Below are 13,470 nucleotides of genomic sequence, written 5' to 3' on the forward strand. Positions count from 1 at the left end.
TTAGCTTTCAATATAATTTTTAAGAAGTTTACCTATATTTGGATGGCGCAGTTTTTTAATAGCACTGCTCTCAATCTGCCTGACCCTTTCACGGGTTACATTAAGCGCTTTTCCAATTTCTTCAAGCGTTCTTTCACTTTTATCGGGCATAAGACCGAATCTCATTTTTATAACTTCTCTTTCCCTGTCATTAAGCTGAGAAAGAATTTCATCAATATGTTTTCTCAAATCTTCGTGAACCACTTCTTCATAAGGGTTAATAAAGGTTTTGTCTTCTATAAAATCTCCGAACTTTCCGTCTTCCTCTTCTCCGACCGGAGCTTCAAGGGAAATCGGTTCTTTTGAAATTTTTAGAATCTGTTTTACCTTTTCTATCGGCATTTTCATATCTTTAGAAATAATTTCAAGGGTAGGCTCTTTTCCGTTTTCCTGAACATGTTTTCTGATTATTTTATTAATCTGATTGATGTTTTCTATCATATGGATAGGAATTCTCACAGTTCTAGCCTGATCGGCAATGGCACGTGAAATTGCCTGCCTTATCCACCAGGTTGCATATGTCGAAAATTTATATCCTTTTTCAAATTCAAATTTATCAATGGCTTTCATAAGCCCTATATTTCCTTCCTGAATCAAATCAAGAAAAGGAAGCCCTCTGTTGGTGTATTTTTTGGCAATACTGACAACTAATCTTAAATTAGCCCTGGCCATCTTTTCTTTTGCTTCTATGGCAATTTTTTTACCTCTTTTTAACTGTTCAAGTATTACTTCAAGTTTTTCAGGTTCCATTCCGAATGTATTGTCGCTTGCCTTTTTCGCTTCAACTAATTTTTTTATATCCATATAAATATTAACCATTGTGTGTTCCGGAACCATAGCCGCAATATCCTCTTTGCTAAGAGAAGTGATTTTACTTAATATTTCCCTGTGGAGTTTTCTCAGCTGCTCGTTAAAAAGAGGCAGTCTGTATTCTTTTTTCTTAAGTTCTTTTTCAAAATCTTTATCGCCTTTTAAGGCAGTTTCAACAGTTTTTACTATTTCATTGATAAGTTTGGAAGTATATCCAAGTTCGTTTAATGCGAGTTTTACTTTTTTCTTTTTAAACGTAAGCGTCAAAATTTTCTGAAGCCTTTCAAGCTCATCCATATTGGTGGCGTTTATTACCTGGTCGTATTCGTCTAAAACTTTTTCCCACTCTTTTTTTGCTTTTTCCAGATTTTTAAAAAGTTCGTTTATTCTTTTTTCCCTGATGGATATTTTTTTATTTCTTTTTCCCTCTTTTGTATCTTCGTCTTCAACCTCTTCTTCGTCAACAAAATTTTTAAAAAGTTCTTTTACCCTTCTTTCCCTGTTAAGTAAAGGCTCTTTATATTTTAACACCAAATCAATCAAAAAAGGGATTGAGCATATCGCATCAAGAATTATCTCTTCCCCGAGCTGGATTCTTCTGAAAATTTCCACTTCTTCATCTTTATCCAAAAGCGGAATATGACCCATTTCTCTCAGATACATCCTAACGGGGGAATCGGAACGGCTCCATTCGAGAAGCTCTTTATCTTTTAAGATATCCTCCGCCAGCTCTTCTTTTTTTCTTTCTCTCTCTTCTTCATTTTTTACAACATCTTCAAGATTTTTAAGTTTGGCGACTTCTGCCGCAGTCATTAATTTGATATTGTTTTCTTTCGTTTTTGTCAGAATTTCTTTAGTTTGAGATTTTGTAGGAGTTTTTGGTAAAATACTGACTATCTTTTCATAAGTAATAACGCCTTTTTTGTTTTCTTTAAATAACTTTTCAAGCTCTTTAGGTAATGCCATTAATTTTCTCCTTGAATAATAATCTGTAATTATATAATAAATGAACGGAACGCTATTTGCTTTCATTATACAAAAAAAAGGTTAATCAATGATTAACGGTTATTACGGCGCAACCGGCGGTATGGTTACACAATTTAATCGTCTTAATGTAATATCAAACAACCTGGCAAATATAAACACTTCGGGTTTTAAACAAGACGATATTATAATCGGCGATTATGAAAGAATATTTAATGAAAAAAGAGACAATCTTCCACTTGAAAACAATACAAAAGAAGCGGCAAAATTTTTAAACAGGGCGCTTAATAAAGTTCCTGTTGTTGTAGAAGAATATACCAAATTCGATATAGGCAATCTTCAAAAGACGGGGAATCCTCTTGATTTGGCTCTCAAAGAAAAAAATGCATTTTTTTCAGTAAATACGCCTGATGGGGAAAAACTGACCCGTGCCGGAAATTTTTCACTTGATTCAAACGGATATTTGGTTACAAAAGACGGATTTAAAGTATTAAACAATAAAAATAAACCTATACAGCTTAATACATCATATCCGATTAAAATATGCCAAAACGGCAATATTTACCAAAACAAACAGTTAATCGCCACATTAAAAATAGTAAAAATAAATAATTTAAACACACTCAAAAAAATAGGAAACAATTTATTCGATTTTATTCCGGATACTGCAACAATAGATTCAAAAAACAGTGTTTTACAGGGATTTTTGGAAAAGTCAAATGTAAATCCGGTTAAAGAAATGACAGATTTAATTGATACAAATAGAATGGTTGAAAGCTATCAAAAAATTATGACAACATTTATGGATGATTTAAACCGTGATGCTATTGAAAAACTTGCAAATGTAAGAGGATAAAATTAGTGAGTTGTGAATAGTGAGTAGTGAGTTGTGAGTAGTGAAATTGGAATGATTTTTGCTTTTTAATAAAAAAATTAAGGAATTAATATGCTAAGAAGTCTTTATTCGGCAGCTACGGGAATGTTGGCACAACAAACACAAATAGATGTTGTTTCAAACAATATTTCAAATGTTAATACAATAGGATATAAAAAACAACGGGCCGAATTTGCAGATCTGTTTTATCAGACAATGGAATATGCAGGCACAGCAACTTCAACAGACACCCAGTCACCAACCGGAATAAGCGTAGGGCTTGGGGTCAGACCTACAGCCATCAGTAAGATTTTTACACAGGGAAATTTTAAAGAAACAGGAAATAACCTGGATTTGGCAATCCAGGGAGACGGTTTTTTCCAAATTCAACTGCCTGACGGAAGAATAGCATATACAAGAGACGGAGCTTTTAAACTCGACAAAGACGGGAATATCGTAACAAGCGACGGATATAAATTAATTCCCGGTATTACACTGCCGGCCGACACCGTTCAGGTTTCTGTGGGAACAGACGGAACAGTCAGTATATTGGAAGCAGGACAGACGCAAATGCAGCAAATCGGGCAAATTCAGCTTGCAAAATTTATAAATCCTGCAGGTCTTCATTCACTTGGAAGCAATTTATATATAAACACCTCTGCTTCGGGAGACCCTATTGTTACAACTCCCGGGGAGGACGGCACGGGTGAGATTAGACAGGGATTTTTGGAAATGAGCAATGTCCAGCTGGTCGATGAAATGACAGATTTAATTACAGGACAGAGAGCTTATGACGCCGCTAGTAAAGCGATAGTTACAAGTGATGAAATGCTCCAGACTGTAAATAATCTCAAACGTTAATTTTTTTAAATAATTTTTTCCCCCGCCGTCACAACGGCTGAGAGCCCGAATTTACTTCTTAATTTATAAACCGCCCTGTTTAATTTTTCCATTTTTTTATCTTTTTCATAATCAAACAAATTGCTTGTTTTTTTAAATTTTCCGACACTTAAGGCAATAGAAACAATATAATCCTCTTTATTATCGGCCGTATAAAAAAGAGTGGTCATAATTTCCTTTAACAAAAGTTCATTAAAAATCCTTTCAATATTTATATGGGCTTTTTGGGGCTTTGAATATTTATATTTTATTTTTAAGTAATAAAAAGTGGGATTAAGTCTGTTTTTAGTAATTAAAAAAGACAAATATCTGCATAAAATTTCAACTCTTCTTACAGCTTCGCTCCTATCATAAATCGGATCAAACCTTCTTGAGATACCTATACTTTTTCTATTTTCCCTCTCTTTTACCTCTTCATTATCCCTGCCACAAACTCTGTTATATAAAACTACGCCGTTTTTTCCCCACGAATAAAAATATTTTTTATTGTTTTTTACATCTCCTAAAGTTGTAATTCCTTTTTCTTTCAGTCTTTTTTCTATTCTTTTGCCGATTCCCGGAAATTTCTCTATTGGAACATTTTTAATAAATTTATCAATATTTCTTACTGTTTTTATACCGTATGGTTTTGCGTAATTTGTGGCGAGTTTTGCAATCCATTTGCTTTTTGCCGCACCTATGGAAATCGGAAGTTTAAATTTTTCATAAATTTCTTTTTGAAGATTTTTTAAAAATCCTTCAATTTTTTCATCTTCGATCCAGCCTGCCAAATCCCCGAAAAATTCATCAATGCTATATTGTTCCACTGCCGGAATTTTTCTTTTTAAAAAAAGTTTTAATTTGTATGAAAGCAAATGATAAAGTTTATAATCAGGTAAAATAACCTCTAAATTAGGATAAATGATAAGAGCTTCTTTTAAGGTCATACCTGTTTTTATTCCAAGCTCTCTTGCTTCATAACTTGCAGTAACCACAATCCCCCTAATTTTGCCATTTTCTAAAAAATAGCTTTTATCAGGCTTTTTTTTGCTTATTATAATTTCCGAAGTAAAAGCACCTTTGTTTAAATTATAAACATTTGCTTTTTCACTGAAAATTTCTTTGTCATTTCTTTTTACTACAACGCAGGGTTTATTCAATAAAGTTGAATCAACACTTATGTGGGCCGATACAAAAAAAGCGTCTAAATCAAGGTGTATTTTCATCCTTAATCCTTTAATTTATTTACAAAATATTAACATTTTGATAAAATATACTTCAATAAATTAACAAATTGTTAAGGACTGAAATGGATTTTGAAAAAATAATAGAAAAAATTAAAGATATAATTTCAAATGAAGTGGGAGATAGAAAAGTTTTAAATAAAGATGTGGCAAACGTTCTTGGCATTACACCTGAGAATTTATCCATACTTAAAAAAAGAAATAAAATCCCTTTTAAAGAAATAGCTCTTTTTTGTGCTAAAAGGAAAATTTCAATAAACTGGCTTTTGTTTGACCAGAGCATTGATGCAATAGCAACCGAGACAGAAAAATTCTCTGAGATTAGGTATTTTAAAGATATAAATGCAAGTGCGGGCGGCGGGGCAATAAACTTTGATGAAAATTATGAAATTTTATATATTGACAAAAAAATACTAAATAAAAATTTAGATGCAATAAACGTAATCGGTGATTCAATGGAGCCTACTTTAAAAGACGGCAATATTATATTTATAGACAGAAATGACAAAAACATCATAAACGGGGGAATTTTCGTAATTTCCACAAATGTCGGAGTTTTTGTAAAAAGAATAAATTTAAAAAGCACAGGGGAAATTGAAATCATCTCAGACAATAAAATCTATCCAAAAGAAACTGTAAGTCCTGAGGAGATTAATATTATAGGGAAAGTGGCGGGAAAATTAGAGATTTAAAATCCCGCTTGTTTTTTGAATCATTGGAATAAATTCTTTTTTTTCATATATTTTTGCCCCCATTCGTTGAAGATGGGCACTTGGGACCTGGCAGTCAATAAATTCAATTCCGTTATCTTTTAAAAAATTACAAAAATAAATTAAAGCTAACTTACTTGCATCGGGTTTTATATGAAACATACTCTCACCGCTGAAATATTTATTTATTGCAACCCCGTAAAAACCCCCAACTAATTCCCCCTCATAATAACTTTCAACCGAAAGGGCAAATCCGAGTTCATGTAATTTGGTATAAGCTTCTATAAATGGATCATTTATCCAGGTTCCGCTTTGCTTTCTTTTTACATTTGCACAATTTCTGATTACATCCTCAAATTTTGAATTTATTTTAAATTCCCATTTTGAGCTCCTGAGTTTTTGAGCTAATTTTTTAGTAATTTTTACCTCATCGACTTTTAAAATAAGCCTTTTATTTAATACATACCAGTGAAAAAGCCCGTCCTCATCCTGATACCATGGGAAAAAACCTCTTGAATAACCTTCAAGCAGTCTTTTGGGGTGTAAATCATAACTTGCCCCTACAAATCCTTCATCAAATTTTTCATAAGGGGAAGGAAAAGTGAAATCATCAAGAAGATATAAAGGAGGACATTCCCTAACTTTAATCATATATTTTTAACCTTTATTTTACTTTTTAAATTCATAATTTATAATTCATAATTCAAAACTCACAATTCACAACTCACTATTTTTTAACTTTTAAACTGAATTTATCTTTTATATAATCAAATCTTGCCACTCCTCCGTTTTTAAGCTCCCCAAATAAAATCTCTTCGCTCAAAGGCTCTACTATATTTTCCTCAATCACCCTTGCAAGAGGCCTTGCCCCCATTTTAGGGGAATATCCTTTTTTAGCAAGTGCGGCTTTAGCCCTTTTTGTAAGAGTTAATTTTACTTTTTTGGCATTTAATTTATCCTGAAGCTCATTAATAAACTTATCTACCACCATTAATACATTTTCTTTGCTTAAAGGTTTAAATCTCACTATGGCATCAAGCCTGTTTAAAAATTCAGGTGCAAAAAATCTGTTTATTGCATCTTCTTTAAATTCACTGAATTCCTGCATAAATCCAAGATTATTTCCCTCACCAACACCCAAATTGCTTGTCATTATCAAAACAACATTTCTAAAATCAGCTTTTCTGCCGTCATTATCGCTCAAAGTCGCATTATCCATAACCTGCAAAAGAATCTGCACTATATCAGGATGCGCTTTTTCTATTTCATCCAAAAGTAATACACTGTGAGGGTGTTTTCTTATGGTTTCTGTAAGTATTCCTCCTTTTTCATATCCCACATATCCGGGAGGTGAACCGATTAATTTGGCGACTGAATGCTTTTCCTGATATTCGCTCATATCGAATCTTATAAAATTAATACCGAGTATATTTGCAAGCTGTTTTGCTACTTCTGTTTTACCAACACCTGTAGGTCCTACAAACAGAAAGCTTCCTATCGGTTTATCTTCGCGGGTTAATCCTGCTTTTTTTCTTTTAATTACCTTAACAAGCTCTTTTATAGCCGCCTCTTGTCCGAAAACTTTTGATTTTAAACTGTTTTCGAGATTTTTAAGTTTTTCTATTTCATTACTCGTTGCACTCTCTTTTGGAATATTGGCGATACTGGCGATTATTGTTTCGATATCGTTTTTTGTAATTAATTTTTTGCCCTTTAATTTATATTTTGCACCGGCTTCATCTATTAAATCTATTGCACTGTCGGGGAGATATTTTTCTCTTAAATATTTTTTAGCTAAAATTGCCGCACTTTTTATTGCTTCTTTTGAATATCTAACTTTATGAAACTCCTCATATCTTGATTTTAAACCTTCAAGTATTTTTACTGTGTCTTCAACAGACGGCTCTTTTATATCTATCTTTTGAAATCTTCTGTTTAAGGCTCTGTCTTTTTCAAAATGGTTTTTAAATTCTTCGTAAGTAGTAGCCCCAATGCATCTTATTTCACCTCTTGCAAGTGCCGGTTTAAGAAGATTTGCAACATCCATATTGCTGCCGCCAGCAGCACCCGCACCTACAATCATATGTATTTCATCTATAAACAAAATAGGCTCTTTTTCTTTTTTAAGTTCGTTTAAAATAAGTTTCATTCTTTTTTCAAATTCACCTCTGTATTTGGTACCCGCTATCAAACTCCCCATATCGAGAGAATAAATTTTTTTATTTTTAAGCTCTTTTGGAACCTGGTTAAAAGCTATCTTTTTGGCGAGACCTTCAACAATTGCAGTTTTACCCACTCCGGGTTCTCCTACTAAAACAGGATTATTTTTTTTACGTCTAACTAAGATTTGCATAATCCTGTTTATTTCTTTTTCCCTGCCTATTACATCATCAAATTCTTTGGCTTCTTTTACAAGTTCGGTTGTAAATTCCCCCAATACTTTTGGCTCATTCTTTTCCTCTTTTGTTTCTGTTACATATTCGACTATTTCGACTCTTTCTATTCCAAATTCTTTTAAAAGCTGATTTGCATAACTTGTTTCATCTTCAAGAAGTGCAATAAAAAAGTCGATTTCATCGGCAACGGTTTTTTTAATTCCCTGAATATGCTTTATCATTCTTTCGGTTGCTTTGTGAAAAGAAAGGGTTTCTGTGGGCGTTACAACCACAGGGGCTTTTTCAATATATCTGTCAAGATAATAATCAAGCCCCCTTCTTATATAATCAACATCAACCCCTACATCTTCAAGTAAATTTCTTATGTTTTTATCTTTCAATAAAATATAAAAAGCATGGTCTATTGTTATATATTCGTTTTGTCTTCTTTTAGCTTCATTTATTATTTCGTTAAATATATTTTTTAAATTTTCAGTTATCTGCATTTATACCTCCTCTATTTTTGCCCTCAATGGATAGCCGGATGAACGCGCAAGGGTATGAACTTTATCTACTTTCATCTGGGCTATCTCATAAGGATAAATACCCACAACAGCGCTGCCTTCCCTATCCACTTTGAGCGTAATGTTTATAGCTTCGTCTTCACTTTTATTAAAAACTGAACGTAATATTTCTATTACAAAATCAAAAGTTGTGTAATCGTCATTAAGCAATATAACTTTATAAAGTTTTGGGGTAATAATCTCCAAATCATCTTCTACCAAAACTTTAGTCGGCATTTTGCTCTCCTATCATTTTCCACATTTCATCTTCGGGAAGAAGGGTAACGCCAAGTTTTTTAGCCTTATCAAATTTACTCCCCGCATCTTCGCCGTAAATTACATAATCTGTTCTTTTGCTTACACTGCTGCTTACATGTGCCCCAAGAGATTCAAAAAGTTCTTTTATCTCATTTCTCGGTTTTTTCATAGCTCCTGTTAAAACTACTGTTTTGCCAAGAAAAGGAGATTCTTTAATCTCTTTAGCTTCGGGGCTTTTAGGCTGAATTAATTCTATAAGCTCTTCAATTTTTTCTTTATTTACTTTTACATATTCTTCAATAGATTTTACCATCTCAGGCCCAAAACCATCTATATGCATAAATTCTAAAGGGTCGTGTTTATAAAAACCGACCCCGAATTTTTCGCAAATTTTTTTGCTTGCAACTTCTCCTATATGTTCAATTCCGAGAGCATTTACAAATCTCCAGCATTCAGTCCCTTTTGTTTTTTTAATTGCGTTTATCAAATTCTCGGCTTTTTTTCTTGCAAAACCAGGGAGCCTTTCAAGTTCTTCAACTTTAAGTTTATATAAATCCCTTATATCTTTTACAAGCCCTTTTTCATATAAAAGTTTTGCTACGCTCTCTCCCAGCCCCTCTATGTCCATACAGTTTTTACTCGCAAAATAAATTATAGTATTCACAACCCTTGCCGGGCAGGAAAGATTTTGACATTTAATCAGAGCCCCTTCATCAAGTACCTCGCTTCCGCATACGGGACAATGTGTGGGTCTACTTATTTTCTTTTCATTTCCGCTTCTTTTCCATGCCAAAACTTTGGTAATTTTAGGGATAACATCCCCGCTTCTGATTACTATTACATGATCACCTATTCTGATATCCATTCTTTCAATTTCATCAAAATTATGAAGAGTGGCCCTCTCTACTATAACCCCGCCTATTTCAACAGGTTCCAAAACGGCAACCGGGGTTAAAACGCCGGTTCTTCCGACCTGAATAACAACATCTTTTAAAATTGTCTCTTTTTCAACGGCAGGAAACTTATATGCGACCATCCATCTTGGATATTTTTGGGTGTAACCTAATTTTTCAAGTAAATTAAGCTCATTCACTTTAACAACCATACCATCAAGCATTACAGGCAAATCATCCCTGATTTTAACAAATTTGTTATATTTTTTCTGAATGCATTCAATTTCGTCTTTTTTGCACTCCCCCCTTTTAGGGGGTTCCCTAAATCCGAGGGAATAAACAAAATCCATTAAATTTTTATATGTTTTAAATTTATCAAAAAACATTTTTTTATCGTTTTCATACCTGTCGTTTTCCACCTCCGTGGAATTTAATATTTCAACAGGATATCCCACACCCCAGGGTTGAAACAACAGATGTCTGCTTGCCGTAATTTTAGGGTCAAGCTGTCTTAGACTTCCTGCCGCCGCATTTCTCGGATTTGCAAAAGTGCTTTCGCCTTTTTTAACTCTCTCTTCATTTAATTTATCAAAATCCTCTTTTTTTATTAAAACTTCCCCCCGTATTTCAATAAGTCCTTTATAATTTATCTTTAAAGGTATGGAGTTTATAGTTTTTGCATTTAACGTGACATTCTCCCCGATATCACCATCGCCTCTTGTTTCTGCTCTAACCAATTCCCCGTTATTATAAACCAGATTTAAACTGGCTCCGTCAAATTTTGGTTCTATGTATAAAGTATAATACTCATCAATTAATTTATTCACCCTGTTTAACCAGTCTTTAAATTCAGATTCACTGAACACATCTTCCATAGACCACATTCTTGTTATATGTTTGGCCTTTTCAAATCCCTCAAGTACCACATCGCCGACCCTTTGTGTAGGAGAAGCCGGGTCTGTTTCATCAGGGTGCGCTTTTTCGTATTTTTCAACTTCATGGTATAATTTATCATATTCTTCATCTGTAACTAAAGGATTATCCAAAACATAATAATAATATGAATATTTTTTTAAAAGCTGGACAGCTTTTTTATATTCCTCATAATTTTTAATCATCCATCCTCTTTTTGTGTTTATTGTATCATATTTTGCATTATGTATACTGATTATATCAAAATTTATTTTAAATTTCAAGTTTCTTTAGTTTATATCACTAAACTTATAATATGCTATAATTTTTAAAAAAAAGGATTTCAATGAAAAAAATATTAGGATTTTTTTTAATTTTGATAATTTCAGGATGCACCCAGGAACAGCAAAATAAATTGGGACATTCCATTCAAAATTTTACAGGAGTAAACGGTGTTGTGGATATTTATTCCGGAGGCAGGGTCGTAATGAGATTTTTAAAAGTGGACAAACTTACAACTGCTCACGGGACTGATGACAACAAACCAAGACCTTACAGGTTCGGATACGGATATCTTGATAAAAATTTTAATTATAAAGTTGACCCCAACGAAAAGAAAAAATTATATTTTGAAATAACAAATTACGAGACATATGTTTATTACGAAAACCCTGTTGATTAAAAAACTTAATCAATTTAATTTATTTACCCTTTTTTTATCTTTTAAAATAAATTTTGTCAGTTTTTTACAATATTTAGAATAACAGACATTTAATTTCTCTTCTATTTTATGCCTGTTTTCAAACTGAAGTCTTAAATAATCCATTCCATCGTACCTATAAAAAAGTATACCGCTATAAAAAAATCCCTTTTTACTTGCAAATTCAACTATTTTTTCTACATAATGGGAATGAAGATTAATATCAAGATATATCATATCCGCTTTTATTTTTGCTTTTGAAAAAATAAAATTAAATTTTTTTTCAAAATTTTTAACCCGACTGTCTGCTCTGATAATTGCAATTTTTAATATTTTTTTTACTTTTAACTCAAGTTTCGGTTTTATTCTTTTAATTTTTGTTTTTGTAACGGTAATTTTTAATTTTTTGATTCTCTCAAGCATTATTTTTTTATAAATTTCGGGAAGATAATAATTTCTTTTTTCTTTTTTAAATAAAAGATAAGAAATCAAAACACCGCTTCTTTTTTCAAATTTAAATTCTTTTTGAGATATCCAATGAGCGACTTCCCCAAAATGAAGGGCCGTTTCAACCATTGAGTGGGATAAATTCGCCTTTTGTGAGAAAGGATGAAACATAATGGCCTCGCCGTATATTGCATAAAGTTTTATACTTTTTGCTTTTTTAATCAAATAATCAAACATCTGATTCATAATACCTCTTCCTTTAAAATCAGGGTGAACTACGGCAATACCGATTTCCGCATTGTATTTGTCATTGAGTATTAAAGAAAACTGACCTACTATTTTTCCCTGATATTCGGCAATTATAGGGATTAATCTTTTTTCATTGTATGCTTTTATCCACATATTGGCATCATAAAAACCTTTTCTATAATAAGTGTCTGCGTAATTTTTTCTAATTAATTCAACTATCCCGTTTGCATCTTCTTTTTTAAAATCCCTTATATTGACAAAAAGTTTTTCCTGTTTTACAAATAAAGGTGAAAATATATTACTAACTCTCATTTTTAAATTCTTTCACTAAATTTGCCATAACCTTTGCCCCTAACGGCAATGAATCTTCGTCTATATCAAATTTTGGATGATGTTGCGGAACACATCCTATATTTTTTTCCCTACTGCAGCATCCGAGTCTGAAAAATGCCCCCTTAACAATTTTTAAATAATTGGCAAAATCTTCCCCTCCCATTACCGGCTGTTTCAAATCAAACGGTTTTGCACCTGTTTCTTTTGCAGATTTTATGACAATATCTACCATTTTATCATCGTTTATAAGTTCGGGATTTCCAAAAAAATAATGAAACTTATAATCAGCCCCCATCGCAAAACAAATTCCCTTAATCGCATCTTCCATCATCTTTTTTATGGAATTTCTAACTTTATCGTTAAGGGTTCTAACCGTTCCGGTCATTTTCACATAATCACATATCACATTCGGAGCTTTTCCACCTTTAACAGTACCCATGGAAATAACAGCGGGATGGAGAGGATCGATTCTTCTTGAAATAATATGGTTTATTGAATTGATAGCAAGTGCACCGGTTAAAAGCACATCAACCCCTTCATGAGGTCTTGCCCCATGTGAGCTTTTCCCAAAAATTTCAATCTCAAACGTATCGGCACTTGCCATCATTTCCCCATATTTATAACCAATTTCACCTGTATTTAAATATGGATACATATGAAGCCCAAATATTGCCTTTACATTTTCCAATGCCCCGTCTCGTATCAAATCTTCACTACCTCCCTCGGTATCTTCTTCACTGTGCTGAAATATTCCTCTTATATTTATAGGGAGTTTATCTTTATGTCTGTTTAAAGCAATAAGTAATCCTGCCAAAACTGCACTGTGCCCGTCATGTCCACAGGCATGCATAATACCGTCTTTTCTTGATTTATAAGAAACATCATTTGCTTCTTGTATAGGAAGAGCGTCCATATCCGCCCTGAATGCCAAAAAAGGCCTGTTTTCATCGACAACAATATCACAAACCATTCCATAGTGGTCTTTAAAAGTTTTACATTTAATTCCTTTACTTTCTAAAATACCTTTAATATAATCACGTGTCGGTTTTTCTTTGTGTGAAAGGTCGGGATACATATGAAGGTGGCGTCTGATGTCGATTATTTTCTTTTTTAGAGAGTCAATTTCTTTTAATATTTCTTTCACACCCTCTCCTTTTAATACTGGTTTAATATATTATAACACATATTTAATAAATCTTT

Annotated in this window: 12 protein-coding genes; 4 read left to right on the plus strand and 8 right to left on the minus strand. The window is 32.7% G+C overall.

From position 1 onward, the window contains the following. Positions 1 to 1,815 (minus strand): RNA polymerase sigma factor RpoD, encoded by a 1,815-nt coding sequence (rpoD, locus tag DZ65_RS0101705; protein WP_024790576.1) that lies wholly within the window; start codon positions 1,813 to 1,815, stop codon positions 1 to 3. A gap of 88 nt (positions 1,816 to 1,903) precedes the next feature. Between rpoD and flgF the strand changes: the two genes are divergently transcribed. Both flgF and flgG read left to right on the plus strand, forming a co-directional pair. Further along, entirely contained in the window at positions 1,904 to 2,689 is a 786-nt protein-coding gene (flgF, locus tag DZ65_RS0101710) for a flagellar basal-body rod protein FlgF (protein WP_024790577.1), read from the plus strand. Between the two features lie 90 nt (positions 2,690 to 2,779). After that, entirely contained in the window at positions 2,780 to 3,568 is a 789-nt protein-coding gene (flgG, locus tag DZ65_RS0101715) for a flagellar basal-body rod protein FlgG (RefSeq protein ID WP_024786971.1), read from the plus strand. A 5-nt stretch (positions 3,569 to 3,573) separates the two neighbouring features. Here the strand turns inward: flgG and DZ65_RS0101720 are convergent, their stop codons facing one another. Next, the gene (locus tag DZ65_RS0101720; RefSeq protein ID WP_024790578.1) at positions 3,574 to 4,812 is read right to left on the minus strand and encodes a DNA polymerase; all 1,239 of its coding nucleotides are present in this window, start codon (positions 4,810 to 4,812) and stop codon (positions 3,574 to 3,576) included. Between the two features lie 83 nt (positions 4,813 to 4,895). Here DZ65_RS0101720 and DZ65_RS0101725 point away from each other — a divergent pair, with 83 nt between their 5' ends. Further along, positions 4,896 to 5,522 (plus strand): LexA family transcriptional regulator, encoded by a 627-nt coding sequence (locus DZ65_RS0101725; RefSeq protein ID WP_024790579.1) that lies wholly within the window; start codon positions 4,896 to 4,898, stop codon positions 5,520 to 5,522. On the opposite strand, the gene aat is transcribed toward DZ65_RS0101725, so the two are convergent. From aat to ligA, 4 genes are all read right to left on the minus strand, one after another. Beyond that, on the minus strand, positions 5,511 to 6,191 hold the full coding sequence (gene aat, locus DZ65_RS0101730) for a leucyl/phenylalanyl-tRNA--protein transferase (RefSeq protein WP_024791131.1): 681 nt from the start codon (positions 6,189 to 6,191) through the stop codon (positions 5,511 to 5,513). The two genes, DZ65_RS0101725 and aat, sit on opposite strands and share 12 nt — an antisense overlap. A gap of 76 nt (positions 6,192 to 6,267) precedes the next feature. Then, complete coding sequence (locus tag DZ65_RS0101735; RefSeq protein ID WP_024790581.1) at positions 6,268 to 8,421, minus strand: AAA family ATPase; 2,154 nt, start codon at positions 8,419 to 8,421, stop codon at positions 6,268 to 6,270. Further along, entirely contained in the window at positions 8,422 to 8,715 is a 294-nt protein-coding gene (locus DZ65_RS0101740) for an ATP-dependent Clp protease adaptor ClpS (RefSeq protein WP_024786976.1), read from the minus strand. Then, entirely contained in the window at positions 8,705 to 10,747 is a 2,043-nt protein-coding gene (ligA, locus tag DZ65_RS0101745) for an NAD-dependent DNA ligase LigA (RefSeq protein WP_024791132.1), read from the minus strand. The genes DZ65_RS0101740 and ligA overlap by 11 nt, the downstream gene beginning before the upstream one ends. A gap of 140 nt (positions 10,748 to 10,887) precedes the next feature. On the opposite strand from ligA, the gene DZ65_RS0101750 reads away from it, so the two are divergent. Beyond that, positions 10,888 to 11,223, plus strand: coding sequence for a hypothetical protein (locus tag DZ65_RS0101750; protein ID WP_024789209.1), 336 nt, complete (start codon positions 10,888 to 10,890; stop codon positions 11,221 to 11,223). A gap of 9 nt (positions 11,224 to 11,232) precedes the next feature. Here DZ65_RS0101750 and DZ65_RS0101755 read toward each other — a convergent pair whose 3' ends face one another. Both DZ65_RS0101755 and DZ65_RS0101760 read right to left on the minus strand, forming a co-directional pair. After that, a complete protein-coding gene (locus tag DZ65_RS0101755; protein WP_024791133.1) occupies positions 11,233 to 12,249 on the minus strand; it encodes a GNAT family N-acetyltransferase in 1,017 nt (338 codons plus the stop codon). Further along, complete coding sequence (locus tag DZ65_RS0101760; RefSeq protein WP_024791134.1) at positions 12,239 to 13,414, minus strand: amidohydrolase; 1,176 nt, start codon at positions 13,412 to 13,414, stop codon at positions 12,239 to 12,241. The genes DZ65_RS0101755 and DZ65_RS0101760 overlap by 11 nt, the downstream gene beginning before the upstream one ends. Between the last annotated feature and the right edge of the window lie 56 nt (positions 13,415 to 13,470).

It is taken from the genome of Lebetimonas sp. JS032 (assembly GCF_000523315.1).
GTDB lineage: Bacteria > Campylobacterota > Campylobacteria > Campylobacterales > Nautiliaceae > Lebetimonas.